This is a genomic window from Paenibacillus lignilyticus (assembly GCF_017942085.1).
Classification (GTDB): Bacteria; Bacillota; Bacilli; order Paenibacillales; family Paenibacillaceae; genus Paenibacillus_Z; species Paenibacillus_Z lignilyticus.
In genome coordinates, this window is the sequence record NZ_JAGKSP010000008.1 from 239,817 (window position 1) to 264,219 (window position 24,403).

Below are 24,403 nucleotides of genomic sequence, written 5' to 3' on the forward strand. Positions count from 1 at the left end.
TATGTATAACGTATTGATCGTCGACGACGAACAAGAAATCCGCACGGGATTAAAGCTGAAGATAGATTGGGCAGGCATGGGCTTCTTCGTTGCCGGCGAAGCGAAAGACGGCCAGGAAGCGCTGGATAAGCTGGAAGAGACCGCCTACGACCTTATGATTACGGACATTAAGATGCCCGTCATGAGCGGACTTGAGCTGCTGAAGCGATGCTCGGTGAAGTATCCGTTCTTGAAGGTCATCGTGCTGTCCGGCTTTGACGACTTCCATTTCGTCAAGGCGGCACTACAGTGCGGAGCTAGGGACTACATGCTCAAACCCGTTGTTCGGAGCGAGATGAAGGAAATTATCTTGAAGGTCCGTGACGAAATCGACGATGACCGCAATAAACAAACCGAGCATAGCGATACGCAATGGAGACTAAGCCAATCACTGCCCGCCGTTCGGGAACAGCTTATGCTGGCTTTGATTAGCGACGAAGGTGAAGAGCATCTGCTACCGCTTCGGAGCGATATCGCAATGCTGCAGCTTACACCGCTCATGAACGAAGAGGCTCTCATCCGTTTCCTGTGCGTCGAGATCCGGTCTACAGCCAACCGTTTCGAAACCGGAGAGGGACAGAGCGGTTTGTTCCGTTTAGCCTTCCAGATGCTCAGTCGGGAAATCGTGGAGAACAGCAGGCTCGAGCAAGCGGTGTTTGCCTTCCCCCATCCGAGCTATCCGAACATCATGAACTACCTGATTTCCTCGGATACCGTAGAGCAAGGCGAACAACGGATGCTTCAATTGAAAGAGCTGGTGCACGAAACATTAAAGCTTCATCTCAAGGTGGAGACGGTGATCGCAGTAGGCGAGCTGCATGAAGGACTTTCTACCGTGCGGCAAGCCTTCTTGTCGGCGCTTACGGCTTGGAGCAGAAGCCAGGCAGGTGCGATCACGCAGACGATATATGCAGATAAAGTAACCTATCCCGCGGAGAAGCTGCTGCTTGAAGTGGAGAAGAGACTGCTTATTCTGCTGGAAAATGCGGAGCTGGAACGATTCGTCCATACGATCGAGAATATGCTTCAGTCGCGGAAGGTATCGCTGCAGGACATTTATTCCTTCATGCTCCGCGTCGTGCTGCTCCTAGATCAAGCAGTTACCAAAAACGGTCTTGCAATCGGGCAGACACAGGATTGGATTTTCCCGATCACCCAATGGAGCTTTACCACCCATCAGTCAGCTATCGCTTATTTAAAGGAGCTTGCCATGATTGTAACGGAAGGTATCAAGCGTTCGAGAGCAAGCGGCGGTACGGCTGTAGCCGAAGCGGTGCGCCAATATATAGACGCGCACTATATGAACGAGATCAGCTTATCCATGCTGGCGGATCGGTTCCACATCAATACGACCTATCTCTCCGAGTTGTTTAAGAAGCAATTTGGTTCAACTTTTAGCGAGTATCTTGTACAAGCCCGCATTCGCAAAGCCTCGGAGCTGTTGGCTGATCCGAATCTTCGACTCGCGGACATCGCGGAGCTGGTCGGCTTCGCTAATGCCAGCTACTTAAGCAGCGTGTTCAAAAAGATGTACGGGGTGAGCCCAAACGAATATCGGACGCAACGAGCCGAAGAGCAAAACCGATAATTTTGCATGCTACAAACCTATACGATTGGATTCAAGGCGACTAGCCGCGATGGTAACATGAACTTGTAAATACATCAGCCAACCATTGAAAGGTAGGGTCATATGAATAAGAAAATTGCAGGCCTGCTATTAACTTCGGCACTGACAGTCAGCTTGGTGGGTTGCGGCTCCAACGACAAGACCAACACCGCAAATTCCAGCGAGCCGGCAAACGTCGCCAGCGACAACGCGAGCAACGCTGCAGCAGAGCCGGTCGAGTTGACGTTCTGGCGCCATGACTTCGCTCCGGAAGCCGATTCCTTGAACAAAATGATTAAAACGTTCGAAGAGAAATACCCGAACATCACCGTCAAAATGGAATTGATTCCGAACGACCAGTATGAGACCAAAATCCGTACGGCGCTCGCAGGCGGCAACCCGCCGGACATCATGGCGCTAGACGGCCCGACGCTCGCTTCCTATGCTCACCAAGGCGCGCTGCTCCCTCTAGACGATTACATGAACAAAGACGGCAACAAAGACGATATCGCCAAACCGGTTCTGGAGAGCTTGACTTACGACGGCAAAATCTATGCGGCTCCGAACAACGATGCCAGCTTGGCCATGTTCTATAACAAGAAGATGTTCGAAGCCAAAGGAATTCCGCTTCCTTCGAAGAATCCGGACGAGGCTTGGACTTGGGATCAGATGCTCGATGCGGCTAAGAAATTGAACGATCCAACAAACGGTGTTTACGGCTGGAACCCCACTCCATGGGGCTTTGCCGGCCATGAAGGCGCTCCGTTCTCCGAGATGGTGTTCCTCTGGCAGTCCGGCGGTGAAATTCTGAACCCGGAGATGACGACCGCGAAGGGCTTCCTGGATTCCCCGGAGAACAAGAAGGCGCTCGAGTTCTGGGGTTCCTTGTACAACACCGATAAAGTTGCTCCTAAAGAGCTTCCGCAAGATGCGTTCGCAAACGGCAAAGTGGCAATCAACATTGATGGCCCTTGGGCATTCGGCGCTCTTGAAGCGAACTTCCCGAACTTCAAGCTCGGCGTCGATTACGACGTGGCTCCTCTCTGGAAAGACGCCAAGCAAGTGACGCCTAACGGCAGCTGGAACATGGCGATTACGGCCAAAACGAAGCATCCTGCAGAAGCATGGGCATTCTTGAACTGGGTAACCGGCGTAGAGGGTTCCAAGCAATGGTACCAGGATACGAAGAACTTGCCGGCTCGCCTGTCGACGGCAGAAGCGTTCCAAGAACTTAAAGAGTATCCGATGAACATCTTTGTTCAGCAATCCGCAAAGTACGCGCATCCTCGTCCGGTAACTCCGGCCTATCCTGCAGTAAGCGAAGCGGTTCGCCTTCTGTTTGAAGACGTAGGCCTCGGCGGCATGAATGTGGACGACGCGCTCAAAAAAGCGGTTGATAAAATCGACAGCGGAATCGCGCAAGTGAAGTAACTACGATCGTAACGGCAAAGGGAGAGAGAGTACTACGCTCCTCTCCCTTTGTGTTATCCAAGAACAATGAAAGTCAGGAGGAAACCACCGTGAAAGGATACAAATCGGGCCTGTATGACAAGCAGGAGACGAGAGCCGCATTCTTGTTCATCCTACCCGCACTGGCGCTGCTCTTATTGTTCATCTTCTATCCGATGACGCGGGCGCTTCTGATTAGCTTCCAAAATTATAATTTAATCTCAGCTCATTCAACCCCAGCTGGTCTGGATAATTATAGAGATCTGTTAAGCGACAGTACCTTCTTGGCCAGTCTGGGCCATTCTTTCTACTTCGCGGCCGTCGTCATTCCACTCCAGACGGTCATTGCACTGGGACTCGCCCTGCTCGTTCGGAAGTCATTCCGTGGGGTTGGGATCTTCCGTACAATCTATTTTTTACCGGTGGTCGTATCCTTCGCCATCGCATCCACGATCTTCAAGCTGATTTATAACAAGGACTACGGAATGCTCAATATTATTCTCAAGGGGATTGGACTACCGACGCTGGATTTTCTATCCAATCCCGATATCTCCATGATCGGCATCATCATTCTGTGCATTTGGAAGGCAATGGGCTTCTTCATGATCGTATTCCTCGCCGGACTAAATAATATTCCGGATTCGCTCTACGAGGCAGCGCACATGGATGGTGCAGGACCGTTCCAGCAATTCGTAACGGTGACGCTGCCTCTTCTGAAGCGTACGATGGGCTTCGTCGTCGTGATCACAACAATGGACGCGCTCAAAATCTTCGTACCTGTCTACATCACAACCAGCGGCGGCCCGGCACAATCGACGAGCACCGTCGTGCACTACATCTACGAAACGGCATTCAAGCAAATGAACATGGGTTACGCTTCGGCAGCAGCCTTCATTTTATTCGCGATCGTGCTCGTTATCTCTGTTATTCAATTGCGAGTATTCCGGACAGATGTCGAGTATTAGTCCGATTCGTACCTAAGGAGGCCTTCACATGGACAAGAGCCGGACCGGCATCGTCGTCATTCGAACCATTACTATGAGTATTATCGCCATTCTCGTCATTTTCCCCGTCTATTGGATGATCATGAGCTCATTCCGAACCCATGAAGAGATTTTCAGGTACAGCAAGCTCGGATGGCATCTATTCTTCCCGGTCCATTGGACTATTAATAACTATAGGGACATCTTTATGGACGCCTCCAAGCCCTTCGGAAGGTACATGGCGAATACGTTGTTCGTTGCGGTTATCGTAACGGCAGCCGGCTTGCTCGTGAACTCGTTGGCGGCTTTCGCGTTTGCCAAGCTGCGTTTTCCGTTCAAGAAAATTTTGCTCGTTATCTTCTTGTCTTCGCTTGTTATTCCTTACGAAGTCATCATGATCCCTCAGTATTTGCTGATTAGCGAAATGCATTGGATGAATTCATACAAAGCGTTAATCGTGCCCCAGATTGTATGGGTGTTTGGGATATTCATGCTCATTCAATTTTTTGCCGACATTCCGCGCGACATTCTTGACGCCGCCCGAATGGATGGAGCCGCCTGGACGCGGATTTATTACAAAATCGTTCTGCCTACCGCGGTTCCTGCTCTTATTACGCTAGGCTTAATGACGTTCCTGAACCAGTGGGATTCCTTCTTATGGCCGTTAGTCATCATCAACGAAGAGAAGAAACAGGTCATTCAAGTAGCGATCTCCTCGTTCCAATCCCTTAGGAATATATCGTGGGGGAAAGTGCTGGCGGCAACGACCATCAGCTCTGTGCCGATTCTCGGCGTGTTCCTCCTACTGCAAAAATATTATGTCCAAGGTATTACCATGTCCGGAGTGAAAGGATGAGTGTTCTCATGGCAGCTTGGCTTCAAGAAGGTATGATCATCAAATGGTTTGCTCAGAACGAATGGCATAGTTACGAACTTAACGCAATGGCCGCTGCATCCCTCAACGATTCGGCGGATGCAGCAGCCTGCTATTCTGCTGAATTGCCGGATGCGAGAGTACAGCTTAACATTCGAAATAATCGGGGTTTGAGTGAAGGAGAAAGACAAGTATTCGAGGCCGAAGTCACAATTACCCCCGTCAACGCAGGTCTTGCAATAAGCGGCGTTCAGCTCGTCATGTCGGTAGAAAACGATCTTTCGTGCATCTGGAAGCCGCATTTATCTCCGAAAGAGAATATGGTCGTTGGGGATAAAATGTTCCGTTCGCCAGCGATTGTCTTCGAGAACGCAAATCGCATGACGGCTCTCGTTCCCGACTTGGCGCACATCGAGCATGAGCGTAAGATTCCCCACATCATGGATTACGTTCAGGCGAATCATAGCGTGATGTACGGATTGTGCGCCTACGAGGAGACGGGTCATGTCTATCATCGTTTGACCCCGTCTTCCCAGGATTTCTCCCAGTCCGTATCCTACCGATTCTATTTGCTTGAGTTGACGAAGTCATCGGGCCAACGAGACAAAGATTACCGGGGCATTGAGCGGTTCCTTTGGGAGCAATTCGCTGCCGATCGCATGCCTCTTGAAGAAGAAGCGCCGGTTGTTGCAGCATTAACGCCGTACGCGGAATACGCATATGGCTGGGCGCTCGACCGCTGGCAGGACGTCACCTGGCAGCAATTCTCGCTAAACGGTGAAGAGGTCGGCGGCGTGGTGTTTATCGTCTGTGCCTGGCAAAAGCCGGGACGCGGCCAAGAGCAAGAATGGCGCGAGCCCAAGAGCCTTTGGAACCAAGCTTGGTTCTGCGGCTTGCGTACTGCTTACGGCTATGCGCAATGGGGCAAGCGACAAGGACGCCTGGATTGGGTGAAAAAATCCGAGCTGGCGCTTAATTTTGCCTTAAGCGCACCGCAAATAGACGGTTTATTCCCTGGCTATTATCAGGCAGGCGACGATAACCGCTGGGAATCCGGGCGCTGGTATATGTCCGGTCCGAGACGCCCCGCCGGACACGAAGATTACGTGCATTTGCTCGATTCTTCCTGGACTTGCTACTGGCTTCTAAAGTGGCACAGGGACGTACGCGCCGATGAGCGAATCCTTCCCTTTGTTCGCAGCTACGTGAATCGCTTGTTAAGCCTTCAGCTCAAGAACGGAGGATTCCCTGCTTGGGTTCAGCCCGTCACTTCTCAAATATCGCCATATTTGTTGGAAAGCCCTGAAACCTCGATGCATGTCATGCTGCTGTGCCTGCTGAACGAAATCGAGCCGGATGCCCGTTACGTCTCGTCAGCCGAGCTCTCGGCTCGCATGGTCGCCGAGAAGGTCGTGCAGACTGGGCGCTGGGAGGATTTTGAAACGTATTGGTCTTGCTCCAAGCAGTGGGAAGACAAGCAATACGGTCTGCTCGATCCACGAAGCGGCCTCTACAATCAATGCAACTTCGGTATGTATTGGACAGCAGAAGCTTTCAAGGATCTCTACCGGGCGACCAGCAAGGCGGAATGGCTGGACGCAGGCGAGCAAGTGTTGGCTGAAGCGTCCCTCTATCAGCAAATCTGGCAGCCTGCCTACTTCCCGGTCCCAACCGTCGGCGGCTTCGGTGTCATGAACAGCGATGACGAATGGAACGACGCCAGACAGAGCCTGTTCGCTTTGACTTATCTCGATTATTATCGCCTCACCGGCAACGCGAGCTATCGGGCACGCGCGCTCTGGGCAATGAAATCGTCCTTCTATATGATGTACTGCCCGCTTAATCCTGCGGTTAAAGCCATTTATGAACGCGTTCATCCGCACTTCGACGAGAATGATTACGGCTTCCATATGGAGAACTTCAACCATCATGACGGCACGCCCGTAGACGGTCTCGGCGAGTTTACCATCTTCGATTGGGGCTGTGGGGCAGCTGCCTCGTCTCTGGCAGAGTTCGAGCGTTCACTTGCCGCCATCTCTTCCCGCATCGCAAGCGACTATTAAAATTCAGGAGTGAAACCATTATGAGCACAACGAGCAAGGGAACGAATCGACTGCAAGGAAGCATGCCCCTGATTGGCATTCGTCCGATCGTAGATGGACGCCGCGGAGGTATCCGCGAATCGCTGGAAGAAGTAACGATGGAAATGGCCCGAACTACGGCTCAATTCCTAAGCGAACATTTAAGACATAGCAACGGATTGCCGGTAGAATGCGTCATTGCCGATACTTGCATTGGCGGCGTCGTGGAAGCCGCGCAGGCAGAAGAAAAGTTTGCTCGTGCGGGCGTCGGGCTGACGATCTCCGTCACACCTTCCTGGTGTTATCCAACGGAGACCATCGATACGCACCCTACTCGTCCCAAAGCGATTTGGGGCTTCAACGGCACCGAGCGTCCCGGCGCGGTATATTTGGCTGCAGCCCTGTCCGCGCATAACCAGAAGGGATTGCCGGCCTTTAGCATTTACGGCCGCGACGTTCAGGATATTGGAGATACGACGATTACACCTGATGTACAAGAGAAGCTGCTGCAATTCGCCAGAGCGGGTCTTGCGGTGGCCACCATGCAAGGTAAATCGTATTTGTCGATGGGCAACGTCTCGATGGGCATCGCGGGTTGTATCGCGGACGAGTCCTTCTTCCAGAAGTACCTCGGTATTCGCAACGAATACGTGGACATGACGGAATTCGTCAGACGGATGGAGCTCGGCATCTATGACCGGGAAGAATATGAGAAAGCACTGGAATGGACCCGCATTAACTGCATTGAAGGCAACGAAGTGAATCCTCCGCATCTGCAGCGGACTGCCGAGCAGAAGCAAGGCGATTGGGAAACTGTCGTCAAGATGACGCTTATTGCGCGCGACATGATGGTTGGCAATCCAAAGCTGGCAGCTATCGGATTCGGTGAAGAAGCGCTCGGACGCAACGCGATCGCGGCAGGCTTCCAAGGTCAGCGCGCATGGACGGACTTCTATCCGAACGGTGACTTCATGGAAGCGATTCTTACCTCTTCGTTCGACTGGAATGGCATTCGCGAACCATTTATGCTGGCAACGGAGAACGATACGTTAAACGGCGTGACTATGTTGTTCGGTCACCTGCTCACGAACGCGGCGCAAATCTTCGCGGACGTTCGAACCTATTGGAGTCCTGCAGCGGTTCAGCGCGTAACGGGCTATGAGTTAAGCGGGGCAGCCAAGGATGGCGTGATCCATCTCATCAACTCCGGTCCCGCGGCACTTGACGCGACCGGCCAAATGGAAGCGAACGGCAAGCCGGCAATGAAACCGTTCTGGGACATCACGCAGGAGGATGTCGACAATTGCCTGAAAGCAACACGCTGGTGCCCTGCGGTTGACTTCTTCCGCGGAGGCGGCTATTCAACCGACTTCACGACACGCGAAGGCATGCCGGTAACCATGGCCCGTATCAATATCATCGACGGCGTCGGACCCGTGCTTCAACTGGCCGAGGGCTATACGGTCGAACTTCCGGATGAAGTACACGACAAGCTGGATCAGCGGAGCAACAGTACATGGCCGACCACTTGGTTCGTGCCGAATACGACTGGAGAAGGCCTGTTTAAGGATGTATATACGGTCATGAACAATTGGTGCTCCAACCATGCGGCAGTCAGCTATGGCCATATTGGCGGCGATTTAATCACGCTCGCTTCCATGCTTCGCATTCCGGTCAGCATGCACAATGTTCCGGATGAGCGGACGTTCCGGCCTTCAGCATGGACTTCATTCGGCGGCATGGACCCGGTAGGCGCGGATTATCGGGCTTGCCAAACGCTAGGACCTCTATATAAGTAAAAGGGAGAGATGCCAGATGACGAGAAAGTATGCAATCGGAGTCGATTACGGCACAGAATCGGGCAGAGCGCTTCTCGTTGACATAAGCAACGGCCGGGAGGTCGCCTCGCACGTAACCCCATATGGCCACGGAGTTATTGACGAAATACTTCCGGGAAGCGGACGAAAGCTGGAGCCGGACTGGGCGCTGCAGCATCCCGGTGATTACGTGGAGGTGCTTAGAAAATCCGTGCCTGAGGTACTGCGCCTCTCCGGTGTGAATGCCGAGGACGTTATCGGGATCGGGATCGACTTTACAGCCTGTACAATGATGCCGTTGAATGCGGAAGGAACCCCTCTATGCATGACACCGGAGTGGTCGGCCAATCCGCATGCATGGGTAAAGCTATGGAAGCATCATGCGGCGCAGGAAGAAGCAGATCGCATCAACGAGCTCGCAAAGCAGCGGGGAGAAAGCTTCCCGGCTCGTTATGGGGGCAAACAGTCGTCCGAATGGATGATTGCGAAGATTTGGCAAATCGCGAATGAGTCGAGCGAAATCTACGAAGCCACAGACCTGTTCATGGAGGCGGCCGATTGGATTGTCATGCAAATGACGGGTAACCCTGTTCGGAATAGCTGCACGGCAGGATACAAAGCAATCTGGCATAAACAGGAAGGCTATCCTTCCGATTCATTCTTCACGGCGTTGGATCCTCGCTTGAGCGGGCTGACCGAGACGAAGCTTCGCGGTGAGATCCTCCCGCTCGGCTCGAGAGCGGGAGGTTTATCCGAGGAGATGGCCGAGATTATGGGCTTGCTTCCGGGCACGGCAGTTGCCGTAGGCAATGTGGATGCACATGCGGCAGTACCGGCAGTTGGCGCCGTTACGCCTGGCAAGCTCGTCATGGCGATGGGCACCTCGACTTGTCACCTGCTGCTGAGCGAGCAAGAAACGATTGTCGAAGGCATGTGCGGAGTCGTTGCGGACGGGATCGTTCCGGGGTATTACGGCTACGAGGCGGGACAGTCGGCAGTCGGCGACATCTTCGCTTGGTACATCGACGAAGCGGTTCCGGAATACGTGGTACAAGCTGCGAAAGCCGAGGACATGAGCGTACATGCTTGGCTGGAACGACAAGCTGCGGCCTATGAGCCGGGCGAAACAGGCTTGCTCGCGTTGGATTGGTGGAACGGGAACCGTTCAGTGCTCGTAGATGCAGACTTATCAGGCGTGATTCTTGGGTTGACGCTGCTCACCAAGCCGGAGGAAATTTATCGGACCTTGCTGGAGGCTACCGCTTTCGGTACCCGGAAAATTATCGACTCGTTCGTCCAACAAGGCATTCGCGTCGATGAGCTATACGCATGCGGCGGCTTGCCGCAGCGAAACCGGCTGCTAATGCAAATCTATGCCGATGTTACCGGCAGAGAGATCAAGATCGCAGCTTCTACCCAGACGGCAGCACTCGGCGCGGCGATGTTCGCAAGCGTAGCAGCGGGCCGCGCGGCAGGCGGCTACGATAGCATCGTCGAAGCGGCCAATCGCATGGCACATATCCGTGAGGAAACATTCTTACCGATTCCGGCAAATGAGGCAGCTTACAAACGGTTGTACCGGGAGTACGAAGCCCTTCACGATTATTTCGGTCGCGGCGGCAATCCCGTATTGAAGACTTTGAAGGAATTGAAGTCGGCGGTCAAGTCCGCTAAAGCGATGGAAACCTATGAAGTGCAGGTTTAGAGCGCTCCTTTGAATTACAAGCCCCCCTGCAGCAGACATTGGAAAAACACGTAGTGTTATAACCAATGGAAGCTCTCGGGGGCTTTTCATTATGTCCGCCTTATGCTTTGTCGGCATTATGGTCGTTGTCATCATATAGTTGCTTATACTTTAATAAAGGCAAGGGAGCACACTTAATTGAAGTGCATCCCTTGCCTTATTTGTTAGCTATACCGCTGCGAGAATTGGACGCCGCCGAACAGATCCTGGAGCAGCCACGTTGCCGCGCCGGCGAGAATTTGATGCTGCTCAACGCTTTTGAATACAAAGCGGTCGCTCCCGGTTTCCGTTGGGAACGGGAACACGTCGAGACGCCTCTTCACTTCCTGCATGAAGGCGTCCGAACGGCTCGGCCAGCCGCCGATGATCAGCATTTCCGGACTCATGAAATTATATATCGTCGCCATAAGCTGGCTCATGACCTGCGCAGCTTGCTGCATGATCGGCTGCACCCACTCCGCGCCTTGCTCATACTGTGCCAGCACGTCCTCGAATTGCTGCGGGACATCGACAGCGATATTAGCACCTGCACTTGCACTTGCACCTGCACTTGCACTTGCACCTGCACTTGCACTTGCACTTGCTCCCGTACCTGCGCTGGCACCTGCATTTACACCGGCACCAGCACTTGCACTTGCTCCCGCTGCCTCCCTCGCCGCCATCTGCGCACGCTTCAGCAAATACGGCACCGTCAGCACCGTTTCAATGCAGCCCCGATTGCCGCATTGGCACAGCATGCCGCCGCCCGCATCTACAATCGTATGGCCGATCTCGCCGGCGGCACCGTTAGACCCGGCATAGATCTGCTCATTAATGATGATGCCTGCGCCGATCCCTTCCTCCACGGATACGTAGATGACATTGCGATACGCGGCGTTCAGGCCGTAATAATACTCCGCGAAGACCGATGCGTTCATGTCATTGACCACTTCTATCACACAATCATAAGCGGCGGCCAGATGGGCCTTCACCCCAAAGCCGGTTAACTGCAAACCGCGCGAGAGTTTAATTGTCCCGCTCTGCTCGTCAATAATGCCGGGCGACACGATGCTGATGCCTTTAATCCGATCCAGCTCGGCAATGCCGGCCTGCTTCATCAAGCGCGGGATCGCCTCGCTCAAATAGTGCCCAACAGCGTCATTACCTTGAACGCTCCGCACCTCATTAACATGAATGATCTCACCATGGAAATTCACGAGCGCACAGGTAAAGGTCTGACCGCCAAGGCCGATCACGATGACATATCCTTTGCTCCGCGTAATTTCGAGCTGCACCGCTTTGCGCCCGACGGTGGTCGTATCCGTTTTGCCCAGCTCGTCAATGAATCCTTCTCGAATCAATTCATCGACCTGCGAAGATACGGTTGTCGGTGTCAAATGGGCGAGCTTCGCGATCTCCACGCGAGTTAACGTTCCTTTCCGATGAAATAAACGAAGAATCGCGGCGCGATTCATCTCCTTCATCGTCTGGAGGTCTCCTTTGATCGGCTTCATGACGGCTCTCCTTCTGTTCCTAAGATAATGCTCAAGCGCCCAGCATAATGGCCGGATCCTGATAGAACGGGATCCGAATCGTGACCGATGTTCCGATCCCCGGGCGACTGTAGAGCGAAACGCCGTACGCATCTCCGAATTGCAGCTTAATTCGCGAATCGACATTGCGGATGCCACAACCCACCTGCACGCCGCGCGGGTTCATGATCTGCTCCAGCAGATCCGGCCTGATGCCAACCCCATCGTCAATGATCCGGAACGCAATGTGCTGCTCTTCCTTCTGCGCCGTAATGCGAATGTTAATCTGATCGCCATACCAGGCATGCTTCAGCGTATTCTCGATAAAAGGCTGCAAGATGAGTTTAACGGTCGTATACGACAACACTTCCGGGTCGATCTCGTAATAGACGCGCAATCGATTCTCGTATTTGGCCTGCTGCAGCTCCGTATACACCTTGCAGTGCTCGACCTCATTCGTAATAGAGGTAAGAATACGCCCGTCGTTCAGCGACAACCGATAAAACTTCGCAAGTCCAAACACCGTCTTCTGCAGCTTATCGTTCTGTCCGAATTTAGCCAAGCGGCTGATCGATGACAGCGTGTTATATAAGAAATGCGGATTGATTTGGGCCTGGAGAAACTCCAGCTCCGCTTCCTTCTTCTGTAGATTCGCCACATACAGGTTCTGAATCATCTCTTCCATATTCCGACCCATATTGTTAAACGCATCGCCTATCTGGGCGAATTCGTCGCGGCTCTTGAAATGAATGCGTTTGGAGAAATCGCCTTCGCGGAACGAGTCGATGGCCGCGATGATTTTCGTCATTTTGCGGATAAAATATCTCGAGAACAGCGCGCTGATGAGGATGAGCACGGCCACCACCATAATGCACATCATAATATACACATTCCGGACGGAGACCGCATTTTCCTTTAAATAACTGCGGGGAATATAAGCCGACAGCTTCCAATTCAGTCCCGCAACCGGCTTTGTAATGACGAAGTATTCGTCTCCCGCGGCCTTGCTGTCCCAAGTCGCCTCAAGCGTGGACGGTGCAGAGGTAAACAGTGTATTCCCGTCCCAGTCGGACACGACCAGCACGCTCTTGTCTGTCATTTTACGATAATCGACAGCCTGAAGCAGATCGCTGATCTTCGTGACAATCCGCATAAACCCGAACGGCTTGCTGCCCTCATCGAAATTGATCAATCGGCGCATGAGCGAGATGTTGCCGAAACGAGCGTCGTTATCCACCTGCTGCCAGACGAAGGTCTGCCCATAAATCTCTTGCGGAAAATCAAGCTGTTTATACCATTCCAGCATTCTTAAACGATCCATATGCATAATTTCAAAATCGCGCCCCGCAGACAGCGGATCAACTTCGCTTCCTCTGGCGAAGAATACCTCGGGCACGGTTGGATTATCGGTATAAATATCGAGCCACACATTGCTGACCATGGAGCTGAGCATATTCGTCAGCTTCGGCTGCAAATAGCGCGACATGTTTTCATAGCTATAATACCCTTCCTCGTACTTACTCAAATTATTTTGCATCGTCTGGTCGAGATACAGCTCGTCGGAGATATGTTTAATATCTTCCATCCGATAGGCGATATTATCATGAATCTGGCTCAGCGTACCGCTTACGGCAGCGCTCGTCTGCTCCTCTCCCGAACGAACGGATGACGTATACGCATAGTAGCCGATAGCGAGAACAGGGATAAGGAGCAGAATCAAATAAGAAAGAAACAGCTTCTTCCCGACGGAAAGGTATTTCGAATGCTGCGCGGCCGGCTTCATGGGAGTCACTCATCCTTGTTTTCGATAATCGCTTGGCGTCAAGCCGAATTGATCCTTGAACTGGCGGTTAAAGCTGCTCAGCTTCTTGTAGCCCAGACGGTTCGCCACCTCATACACCTTCGTGCTGGGCACCTGAAGCAGCACGCTTGCCCGCTCCATCCGCTTCGCAATGACATAATCGCTGAAGTTCAAACCCGCTTCCTCTTTGAACATGTACCCCAAGTAATTCGGCGAGAAGGAAAAATAGTTCGCAACATCCTTGAGCGTCAGCTCTTCCTCGACATGGTCCATAATGTACTTCTCCACTTCCTCGATCAGCTTGCGGTTCTTCTTCTGTTTGCGCTGATAGAGCGTCTCGGAGAGCTGGAACAGCCGGCTTCTAAGCCACCACTGAATATCCTCCACCGTCTCGAATTGAAAGACGATATCGAGCTTATCGAAGCTGAGGCCGAGTATCTGGTACAAATCCTCATTGACCGTGCGAAGTCGGAAATCAAGCTGGGAAATGACATGAAGCAAATAAACGTATACCGCATGCTTGTCGTCGAAGGTCTTGATCAAGGCGGATAAATCCTCGACGCATTCGTCTACTCGCACCAGCTGATATTGAACCAAGGCGGTGAAGAGCGAGTCCAACACTTCGCTGAGCTGCTTCGCCTTTAAGCCGGTTTGGGGTTTAATGTCGGAGAACGGAATGACCTTGCCTTTGCCGTAAAACATTTTGTTCGCGATGGCTTCCCTCGCGCACTGATACGATTCCGGAATCTGATGGAGCTCATACACCAGCGTGCCGACGCCTGCGGTCACCGACCAGGTCAGCTTCGAGCTGACTGCATGCATGACAAGCTTCAACTGCTCCTGAGGCTGCGCTCCTTCTAAGATAACGACCATTCGTTTCTCATCGGTTTTGCAGAAATAGGGCAGATTCATCTCCATCAGCAGCTCTGCAATCTGCTGCAGCTGCTTATCGAACGCGGTGGTTTGCTTCTCCACGCCGGCTGCGCGCAGCTTCCAGTGCATATCATCCATCTCAATGATTCCGATGGATAGTCCGGCTGAAGGCGTTAGCTCTGTACGCGCATAATTGCCGCTCAGCAGCTGACTAACCGCCTCGCTCTTGTGCCACTCGGAACGCGTGGTCTCGCTGTCGAGCTCTGCTTTGACCCCTTCCAGCACCTCGAACAATTCATCATCATTAACCGGCTTCAGCACATACCCGGCCGCGCTAAGCGAAATCGCCTGCTTCGCATAATGAAATTCGGAATACCCGCTCACAAAGACGACGCGGAGCTGCGGTCTCTGCTCCAAAATCTGCCTAACCATTTCGAGCCCTGACATAATGGGCATATTGATGTCCGTGACGAGAATATCAACCTTGTTGTTCTTCATATACTCAAGGGCGCTAAAGCTGTTATTGATTGCGGCGACGACGTTCATGCCAAGCTTGTCCCAGTCGATATGCTGCTGCAGTCCGATCAAATCCATCGTTTCATCATCTACAACCAGAACACTGTACACGCCATCACCTCCAAATAATGCCAAGAAAAGGTATACTTAGTATACCTTCTCTTGGCATGGAACCCTATCATTAATTATTGAGCATTAATCCGTTTCAGGTTGTCCTGCCACTTCGCTGTTTTGAAGGTAAGCAGCTTGTCATACCCCGCCGAATTTGCCTCTTCACTTGCCGTATTCAACATCGCTTCCACTTCCGCATCATCCTTCGCGAAGAGCGCTTTGGAGAATACTCGTGTGAAGATATCGCTGATCCGTTGTGCAATGACGCCTTCTTCGGAAGTCGGAGCCGGATCCATGTTTGCGAATTGCGTGATGTTGTACGCCGTTTTCCATGCTACGGCATTTTGTGCGATTGTTGCCCACTCTTGCTGATCAGCCGGCAGCGACAATTCATGCTTCGATTTCGCTTGATCGATGAACGTTGTGTTACCTGCCCAGTTGAAGGAATCCATTGTGGACATCATTTTGCTCAAGCCTTCTTTATCCGATGCGTATTTATCCGTAAATTTAGGTGCATCCGTCTCGTCGAAGCCATCCCAGTACAGACCGGGAGGACCCCAGAAGCCGACACGTTGTCCTTCAGGACCTGTCAGCCAGTCCAGGTAAGCGAAGATGCCTTCCGGATCTTTGGCCGATGTGGTAATCATGTTGACGTTCCAGCCAAGCGAATCATACTGCGTTGCGAAAATCTTGTTTTTGTCGAGTCCGCCCTTCTGCAGCGGCCAAATCATCGTGTATCCGGCGCTCGGGTCGGCAGCCTTCAGAGCAACCGTACCCCTTGCGCCCAGGTCCGTTACGTTATAAGCAGCGGCTACAGCTACTTTGCCGGTCGTTACTTTCTCACGTACTTGTTCGATTTTCTGAGTCAACGCATCTTGTGTAACCAGCTTCTCACGGAAGAGTTTGCTTGCATATTGCAGCGTTTCTTTGAAGGTTGGATCGGTGAAGATGGACTCCAGCTTGTCGCCGTTAGGCACTGCCATTTGGCTGACGAATTGCACCGGGTGGTCTTCTGCAAAACCGGAGTACAGCTCATAGATCCCTTGTGCGCCGATGCTCGTTTCAAACGGGATGACCTTCGGATATTTCTCTTTCACGAGTTTCAAGTATGCGTACAGATCATCGAATGTTTCAAGCTTCGGCGAACCCAGCTCTGTGTAGATCTTCGTGTTCACGATGTAGCCGCCGTTACCGCGTGCGGAGTTCGCATACCAGTTCGGGAATACATACAGGTGGCCGTCTTCGGCCTTCAGCATGTTCAGCGTGGCATCGCCTGCCCATTTCTTCAAGTTCGGGTATTTATCTACGTATTGATCCAGTGCAACCAGCTTGCCTGCCGCTCTTAGCTTCTCGACGTTGGCATCGCGCTCTCCCCAGATGACGTCCGGCAGTTCGTCGGATGCGATCATGGCATTAAGCTTTACTTCCGGCGAGCTGCCTGCTTGCACAGCCGTTACCGTTACTTTCTTATTATCTTGAATCCACTTCGTGCCGGGATCGGCTCCCCACGGGTTTTGTGTGTACCAGTCATAGTTGCCATAGAAGCTGAAGGAAACAGGTGTTACGCCAAACTCAAAAGCAGGTGCGGCTTCCGGTGTATTCGTCGTTGCTTCTGCCTGATTATTCGTGTTTGTTGTTGCCGCAGCAGAATCGTTGTTGGTGTTCGTTTCCGACTTTGATGCGCATCCTGCCATTAACATGGATGTACTAAGCAGCATAACTCCAAGCGATGTGGCGATTCTTTTTCTCTTCATCGATAACCCTCCATGTACTTGTTATATTAAGCTATTTCGCGTAAAACCGCTGTAACAAATCTCATTTCCCAGCCTGCCTAGCCGGTCCGGCCGCCGATTCTTTAGCCTTTCAACGAACCGACAAGCACGCCTTTCACAAAATACTTCTGTACGAACGGATACGTAAACATGATCGGCAGCACGGCTACAATCATGGTAGCCATGGATAACGACTTCGTTGTAATCGACTGCATCGCCGTTATGCGATCCTGCGCGGCGGAATTCAAGTTGAGCAGCTCGGTCGTCATAATGTTGGAATTGAGAATTTGCTGGAGCAGCGCCTGAACGGGCAACAGCTCTGTCTTCGTAATATACAAACCGGCATAGAACCAGTCGTTCCAGAGCGAGACGGCCGTGAACAAGGAGAGTGTCGCGATGATGGGGCCGGATAAGGGAAGTACGATTTTGAATAACACGCCGAAGTTGCTGCATCCGTCGATACGAGCGGATTCTTCCAAGCCATCCGGCAGATCCTTAAAGAAAGATATGAACACAATCATATTCCAAACGTTTATAATGCCTGGGATCACGAGCACCCAGAAGGAATCCAGCAAGTGCATATTGCGGATGAGCATGTATGTCGGAATCAGCCCGCCGCTGAAATACATCGTGAAAACGCAGAACAGCATGTAGGATTTGCGGCCGATCAGATTCTTCCGCGACATGCCGAAGGAGAAGATCGCTGTACACAGAATCGCGACAGAGGTACCGATCAAGGTCCGCATGACGGAAATATAAAAGGCATCCAGCAAGCGTCCGTCTTGAAAGACGATGGAGTAGTTCTGAAGCGTAAAGCTGCGCGGCCAGAAGGTGATGCCTCCAAGCTCCGTGTCGGAGCCGAGATTAAACGAGATGACAATCGAGTTCCAGAAGGGATAGAAGCATACGAAGGCCAGCAAGACCAACAGGGCATAGACGAGTGTGTGAAAGATTTTATCTCCGGTACTGCGTTTCATCGTCTGCCGCCTCCTCTCGGTTGTGTGATGATTACCATAGGCTTGAGCCCTTCCTTCTGGCGATTGCGTTGGCTGCGATGAGCAAGCCAAGGTTGATGACGGACTTGAGCAGGCCGACCGCCGTTGCGTAAGAGTATCTGGAATTCTTGAATCCGACGCGGTAGACGTAAGTATCGATGACGTTCGCTACTTCCGCCAATGTAGGGCTGATGGCAAGCAGCAATATATCTTCGAAGCCGGCATTAAGGATATTCCCGACTGCCAGGATCATGAAAATAATGATGATTGGCCGAATGCTCGGCAGCGTGACCAGAAACACTTGCTTGAACCGGCTTGCGCCGTCCATGGCGGCTGCTTCGTAGAGCGTCGGATCTACGCCGGCGATTGCGGCCAAGTAGACGATGGAAGCAAACCCGATTTCTTTCCACACGTTTGCGCTAATCAAGATGGTCCAGAAGTATTCCGGCAGCGAGAGGAAATTAATCGGCTCATCGATAAGGTTCAGCTTCTCGAGCGCCATATTCAAGCTTCCGTTATCCACTGCCAGCATCGAGCTCACAAAGCCCGCTACGATAACCCAGGAGAAGAAATGCGGCAGATAGCTGATCGTTTGCACGATTCGCTTGAAGTACATGTTCTTCACTTCATTCAGCATGAGGGCTAGTATGATCGGAGCCGGGAAGCAGACGAGCAGCTTCAGCACGCTGATCCAGATCGTATTGGAGAGCACCTCGCCGAACTCAGGGGATTCGAAGAAGATGCGGAAGTGCTTGAAGCCAACCCACGGACTGGCGAAGAACCCTTTGAACATGTCGTAATCCTGAAACGCCGTTAACAAGCCGTAGAGCGGAATGTAGCTGAATACGAATAGGAACAGCAGCCCCGGGATGACCATAATCTGCAAATCCCACTGGCGGCCGAACAGAACCAGCTTGCTCTTGCGCGGCCGCTCTGCGCGTGCACTCGGTTGTGCAGCGAAGCGGCTGATACTCGGATTCTCTGTTGACGATTTACCCTGCACCGGAATCACCTTCTATCTCGTTTCTCTTATATCTTCATGATAAAGTGATTCGATGCAACGAAATACTCCCTCTATCAACGAAAAGAGTCTGCGATTCAACGCGCTTTTCCAATTTATTATTCCAGTGGATTTATAAAATAGATGACGCATGAAGCTCGACAAACGCCCGCATGCTGATCTCCGAAGTCGAGCAAATCGAGACCACGCCGCTGCTTGCCGGAAGCTCGCTTTCATCGTACGGATTTCGAAGAACGAGACACAGATGGGGCTTGGATTCGGCGCAAAGCTCAGCTAACTTCAGCTGTTCCCGGAACATATGGGCGTTGATGGTGCACTGGATGACGACATCCACGGTAGGCAGTAATTCCAGGATTCCGGCTATCTCGTCTGCTGTCGGCTGCTGTGAGATGTAGGCCGTGACCATATTGTATTGTTGTTCGGCCAAGTAGCCCGCCAGCGCAATCTCCTTGCCCTCCGTGCTGTCAGCCTGAGTCAGCTTGCGCTGCCTTGGCATAATCAGCAAATACGTAGGATGGTGTGACAGCGGGAGCAGCCCTGCCGGATCTCTCGTTGTGACAATGGAAGAGGTCGCGATATGAAGCGCGGTCATTTCGGATTCATGCATGGTTAGCGGAGCCGCGTGCCGCCTGTAGGATGCCATGCGCAGCTTGAGCGCTAGAATTCGGCTTACTGACGCATCGATTTGGCGCTCCGGTATATCGCCCTGCTCGACAGCCGCTATAATGCCTGCCATTACGCGATCTTGAAACTCCGATGTATGGCACATCAGAACCTGATCATTGCCTGCTTTCACCGCAAGTACCCCTGCTTGCTCAGGAGTGAAGTACAGTCCAATGGCATGCATTTCAATGTCATCCGTACAAATAACGCCTTGATAACCTAGTTCTCCTCGCAGCAGCTCCGTGACAAAATATCGCGATAACGACGCCGGCAGCCCGCCTGCTTCCGTAATTTGATCGAACACCACATGCGCCACCATAATCGCGTCTACATCGGCTTCTATGGCTGCCTTGAACGGCACAAGCGCCTCGCGGTGCAGCTGTTCCAGCGTGAGGCTGCAAGTTGGCAGCGCCTTATGCGAATCGACCGCAACATCGCCGTGCCCGGGAAAGTGCTTGGCCGTAGCCGCGACGCCCGAGCGATGCATGCCCAAAATAAAAGCCTGCCCGTAGGCTGCCGCAATGGCGGCATCTTCATGGAAGGAACGAACACCAATGACCGGATTAAGAGGATTGGTGTTGACGTCAAGAACAGGTGCCCAGTCCATGCCAATTCCAAGGTGGAACAGCTGACTGCCGATTACTTTACCCGTCAAATAAGCGAGGCCCGCATCCTCCGCCAGCCCGATCGCCCGATTGCCCGGCACCGAAACGTAGAAGTCGGTCAGGTTGGACAAGCTGCCGCCTTCTTCGTCGATTGACAGCAATGCCGGATAAGGCAGGCCGTTTCTCGCCGATGCGGCTTCAATATCCGTCACCAGCTGCTTAAGCTGCTGTTCAGAGCTGATGTTATGTGGGAACAGGCCTAATCCCCCTACCTCGGTTTCGCCGATTCTGCCTCGATCCTGTTCGGTTACTTGTTGTCCCGGCACGCCTGTTACGCACATCAGTGCAACCTTTTGCTTCAAACTGAGTTTCTGTAGCATCGTTTGCACTTTCTCTTCGTTGAATGCGATCATTGGAATCTGCCCCCTCATTGTTATATAGAAAAATCCCGACCCATGTCAGACATGGATCGGGATTTGACTTTATCCCTTGCCTTTAGGAATGATTGACCCACAAGTTCATCCAGTTCGTCTGATCCGGTGTATAGAACGAGGAGCCGTACACGCCGGCATTGCGTCCAATAAAGTTGCTCCACCAGAAAATGCCCGCTCCGTACACATTCGCACCGCCCGCTATAGCCGCATTTAGACCTTCGGCTGCTTTCTGCAGGCTCTCCACGGCAGGGTCATGATACACCGTGCCATCCGCTGATTTCAGCTCATAAGAAGGCAGCGTCGGTACCAGCTGGCTGCGAACGCCGCCCGGTCCGGTATTGCCGATTGCATTGCTGTATCTTGTAATCTCGTTCGTCCATAGCGTCTTGAACGAATTGGCGGTCGTAATATCCGAGCCCCAGCCCATCGCGTCGTAGATCATCGGGTTCATCATGTTTACGATGGCAGCGACTTGACCGATATAAGCGTTGCTCCACTGGTAGCTGCTCACGCCGCTGTATGGCGGATCTGCCGGTGTGGAGATCGAAAAATTATTGTTCGAAGCCAGTGCGTTATTGCGCAAATATTGCAGCGTATTCAGCAAGGTGGTGTCATTGGTCATGAAGCCTTCAATATCCAAATGAACGCCGTCCGCCTTGTAGAACGGACCTGTTCCGCCGACTTGGACGCCAACATTTACGAGCGTATTGATAATGGCGTTGACGTTCGTATTAAACGTCGCATTGCCGAAGTTTGGATTGCCGACCTTCGTTCCGCCAACTCTTGTAAAACGGCTGCCGTAGTTGAGGTCAATAATAATCAATTGGTTCGGATCCGTCAGTCTGGAGTTCTTAATCCATGTGGCCAGACCTGCGTAACCCGCTGCAGGTAAGGTGCCGTTGGTTGATGTGGCGGAATCGACCAGCACGCCAATATCGGCGAATTGGTACTTGATCTTCTTGGCCGCGAGCTCATTCACGTAGGTCGCGATATTCGCCGCGCTCTGCGCCGAAGCGAACCAAGCCGAGTTTAGGAAGGTAGCGTTACTCACATGACAGTTGGAAGAGCATCCGCCGCCTGAAGCAGCTGTTGTAACCGACAGCGGCGAGCTCGCAGCGGAGGCGTTGCCCGCGGCATCCTTCGCTTTTACCGTAAACGTGTAGGACGTGCTGGCCGTTAATCCGCTAATGACTGCGGTTGTTCCCGATACATTTACCGGGTTCGCGCCGTTCTTGTACACATCATAGCTGGTTACGGCGACGTTATCGGTTGATGCGGTCCACGAGAGGTTTACGCTGGTTGAGGTTTGTGAAGGGGAAGTCAATCCTGTAGGTGCGGTTGGTGCCGTTGTATCTCCGCCGCTGCCACCGCCGTTATTGTAAACTTCCAGCTCAAAGATTTCGTAATAGATATCGGCTTTGCCCGTCAAATACACCCGAACATACTGCGCACTGGTTGCCGTGAAATTCGCAGTCGTCGTCCCTCCTGCTCCGCTTGTTGTCGTGTATTTATCCACCCAGTTCGAAGCATCTGTGGAGGTTTGGATCTTGAAAGCCGACGCATACGTGTATTGCGGCCATTTAACCACAACGCTGTCAATCGTTTGCAGCGAACCTAAGTTGACGTAAATCCATGAGGTGGCTTCGGATTCCGCACTTGCCCAACTGGTGGCTGTGCTGTTGCCATCTACGGCCTTGGCGCCTCCATAGCCGGTTGCCCAAACGGATGATGTGGTGGTGGTTTTGTTCAGTGCGAGATTGGTTGCGGCGAAGCTGATGGCGGGAAAAAAGGTAGCGAGAAGCGAAATGAGGATGAGGAGAATAGCCGGCTTGCGTTGCCTGAGAATCTTGGACATAATTGAACCCCCCTAACGAATTAGTGAAGCAGCTAGTATCACAAAGATGGCTATATATAATTATTCCATTGGATTTATTAATTATAGGTTACGATTGGATGCTGCGTCAATCTAGATTTCATAGCATCCAAAAAGCGGATTTCTTGGATCGAAAGTCGCCTAAATTTACAATATTTATGTAATTTATACTCGTTTATCCACACGGTTGAATCCCTATTGAATACTACTATGATAGAGCCAAAAAAGTTGTCCATTGCTTCAGGTTCTTCGTCTAGCAGCTTCTGCTTATACGAACTAGTTTACAACGAGTTTAACTAAATCTAATTCGAGAGGGGGAGAACAAATGCCCTTCCTGTCAACCGGCCCCGTTGCTAATCATGCCGTCGGCGCAATCGACCGTGTTCAGCAATTGGCGGTGCGGATGGTGAACCGGGATTCGCTCAGCATGTCCACCGTCCTTGTTCAAGGATTTTACTTGAACGGGGGTCGCACCATGTATGTTAATGAGCTGGTTAGCTTATTACCCAATCAAACGTTTTCAAAAGTGTATTATGCCGACTTTGACGCCTACGAGTATCAATTCATTACCGGAGGTGCAGGAGCCGATCAAACCGCGGTATCTGCTTGGGGTAAAACAGGCACTGGCCGTTTAGTTGACACCCATCGCTTTATCGCGGCGGAATCTTAATCAAATCAATAAGGAGGAATTAATAAATTGCCTATTTTCTCAACTGGACCGATTGAAAATAGTATTGCCGCAGAAACCGGAACTAGACCTACACAAACCGTAACGATCAAAATCGATAACAGTCATTCTACTGACTCGTATATCCTTTATCTTACGGGCTATTATGTGGGCACTCTGCGATCACTATATGTCGAAGAATTGTTTGTGGTCTTTGCCAATCAGGTCGTTACCAAAACCTATTTCGCTGATTTAGATGCATTTGAATTTATCTTCAACGCCTCAGGTGACGGAGCATCGTCTGCTCAAATTTCGGTTTGGGGCAAAGATGCCGGCGGTGAACTGGTTGCCTCCCATCGTCTGGTTACCAACGAATTGTTGAGTGACGCCGGCGGAGTGATCGGCGCCACTGGCGCGACCGGTGCTACCGGTGCTACCGGTGCTCCTGGTACGCCTGGTGCTGCCGGAGCCACCGGTGCTACTGGTGCTCCTGGTACGCCTGGCGCTGCCGGAGCCACTGGCGCTACTGGTGCGACCGGTGATCCTGGTACGCCTGGCGCTGCTGGGGCGACGGGTGCTACCGGAGCCACCGGTGAACCTGGTGCGACTGGGGCAACTGGTACGCCTGGTGAACCCGGTGGTCCTACAGGTCCAACCGGGGCGACTGGTGCGACCGGTGACCCTGGTACACCTGGCGCCGCTGGAGCTACCGGTGCTACTGGTGCGACCGGTGACCCTGGTACACCTGGCGCCGCTGGCGCTACCGGTGCGACTGGTGCGACCGGTGACCCTGGTACGCGTGGGGCGGCGGGTGGTAGGGGGGGGGCGGGGGGGGCGGGGGGGGGCGGAGGGGGGGGCGGGGGGGGGGGAGGGGGGGGGGGGGGGGGGGGGGGGGGGGGGGGAGGGGGAGGGGGGGGGGGGGGAGGGGGGGAGGGGGGGGGGGGGGGGGGGGGGGGGGGGGGGGGGGG

General features: G+C 52.6%; 16 protein-coding genes. 8 read left to right on the forward strand and 8 right to left on the reverse strand.

From position 1 onward, the window contains the following. The first annotated feature begins 1 nt into the window (after position 1). The 7 genes from I8J30_RS19955 to I8J30_RS19985 all read left to right on the forward strand — a co-directional run bounded on the left by I8J30_RS19955 (position 2) and on the right by I8J30_RS19985 (position 10,554). The gene (locus I8J30_RS19955; RefSeq protein ID WP_210661075.1) at positions 2–1,627 is read left to right on the forward strand and encodes a response regulator transcription factor; all 1,626 of its coding nucleotides are present in this window, start codon (positions 2–4) and stop codon (positions 1,625–1,627) included. A gap of 102 nt (positions 1,628–1,729) precedes the next feature. Continuing rightward, positions 1,730–3,076, forward strand: coding sequence for an ABC transporter substrate-binding protein (locus I8J30_RS19960; RefSeq protein WP_210661077.1), 1,347 nt, complete (start codon positions 1,730–1,732; stop codon positions 3,074–3,076). 89 nt (positions 3,077–3,165) lie between these two features. Next, the gene (locus tag I8J30_RS19965; protein WP_338044903.1) at positions 3,166–4,059 is read left to right on the forward strand and encodes a carbohydrate ABC transporter permease; all 894 of its coding nucleotides are present in this window, start codon (positions 3,166–3,168) and stop codon (positions 4,057–4,059) included. A gap of 28 nt (positions 4,060–4,087) precedes the next feature. After that, entirely contained in the window at positions 4,088–4,933 is an 846-nt protein-coding gene (locus tag I8J30_RS19970) for a carbohydrate ABC transporter permease (protein ID WP_240548206.1), read from the forward strand. A gap of 8 nt (positions 4,934–4,941) precedes the next feature. Further along, entirely contained in the window at positions 4,942–7,014 is a 2,073-nt protein-coding gene (locus tag I8J30_RS19975) for a hypothetical protein (protein WP_210661079.1), read from the forward strand. Positions 7,015–7,034: 20 nt separating this feature from the next. Then, on the forward strand, positions 7,035–8,831 hold the full coding sequence (locus I8J30_RS19980) for an L-fucose isomerase (RefSeq protein ID WP_210661081.1): 1,797 nt from the start codon (positions 7,035–7,037) through the stop codon (positions 8,829–8,831). 16 nt (positions 8,832–8,847) lie between these two features. Further along, on the forward strand, positions 8,848–10,554 hold the full coding sequence (locus I8J30_RS19985) for a ribulokinase (protein ID WP_210661083.1): 1,707 nt from the start codon (positions 8,848–8,850) through the stop codon (positions 10,552–10,554). A gap of 203 nt (positions 10,555–10,757) precedes the next feature. Here the strand turns inward: I8J30_RS19985 and I8J30_RS19990 are convergent, their stop codons facing one another. The 8 genes from I8J30_RS19990 to I8J30_RS33780 all read right to left on the reverse strand — a co-directional run bounded on the left by I8J30_RS19990 (position 10,758) and on the right by I8J30_RS33780 (position 22,750). Beyond that, the gene (locus tag I8J30_RS19990; protein ID WP_210661085.1) at positions 10,758–12,086 is read right to left on the reverse strand and encodes an ROK family transcriptional regulator; all 1,329 of its coding nucleotides are present in this window, start codon (positions 12,084–12,086) and stop codon (positions 10,758–10,760) included. Positions 12,087–12,117: 31 nt separating this feature from the next. Beyond that, positions 12,118–13,887 carry a sensor histidine kinase gene (locus I8J30_RS19995; RefSeq protein WP_210661087.1) on the reverse strand — a complete coding sequence of 590 codons (1,770 nt, stop codon included), beginning with the start codon at positions 13,885–13,887 and terminating at the stop codon, positions 12,118–12,120. Between the two features lie 9 nt (positions 13,888–13,896). Further along, positions 13,897–15,405, reverse strand: coding sequence for a response regulator (locus I8J30_RS20000; RefSeq protein WP_210661089.1), 1,509 nt, complete (start codon positions 15,403–15,405; stop codon positions 13,897–13,899). A gap of 74 nt (positions 15,406–15,479) precedes the next feature. Next, complete coding sequence (locus tag I8J30_RS20005; protein ID WP_210661091.1) at positions 15,480–17,159, reverse strand: type 2 periplasmic-binding domain-containing protein; 1,680 nt, start codon at positions 17,157–17,159, stop codon at positions 15,480–15,482. Between the two features lie 101 nt (positions 17,160–17,260). Further along, on the reverse strand, positions 17,261–18,154 hold the full coding sequence (locus I8J30_RS20010) for a carbohydrate ABC transporter permease (RefSeq protein ID WP_091224789.1): 894 nt from the start codon (positions 18,152–18,154) through the stop codon (positions 17,261–17,263). Between the two features lie 31 nt (positions 18,155–18,185). After that, positions 18,186–19,049, reverse strand: a complete 864-nt coding sequence (locus tag I8J30_RS20015) for an ABC transporter permease (RefSeq protein ID WP_091225074.1) — start codon at positions 19,047–19,049, stop codon at positions 18,186–18,188. 256 nt (positions 19,050–19,305) lie between these two features. Continuing rightward, complete coding sequence (gene nagZ, locus I8J30_RS20020) at positions 19,306–20,874, reverse strand: beta-N-acetylhexosaminidase (RefSeq protein WP_240548207.1); 1,569 nt, start codon at positions 20,872–20,874, stop codon at positions 19,306–19,308. A gap of 82 nt (positions 20,875–20,956) precedes the next feature. Further along, positions 20,957–22,750: a galactose-binding domain-containing protein gene (locus I8J30_RS33780; protein WP_276316163.1), complete on the reverse strand. Its 1,794-nt coding sequence runs from the start codon at positions 22,748–22,750 to the stop codon at positions 20,957–20,959. A 343-nt stretch (positions 22,751–23,093) separates the two neighbouring features. Between I8J30_RS33780 and I8J30_RS20030 the strand changes: the two genes are divergently transcribed. Continuing rightward, on the forward strand, positions 23,094–23,438 hold the full coding sequence (locus I8J30_RS20030; RefSeq protein ID WP_210661093.1) for a hypothetical protein: 345 nt from the start codon (positions 23,094–23,096) through the stop codon (positions 23,436–23,438). Positions 23,439–24,403 lie beyond the last annotated feature (965 nt).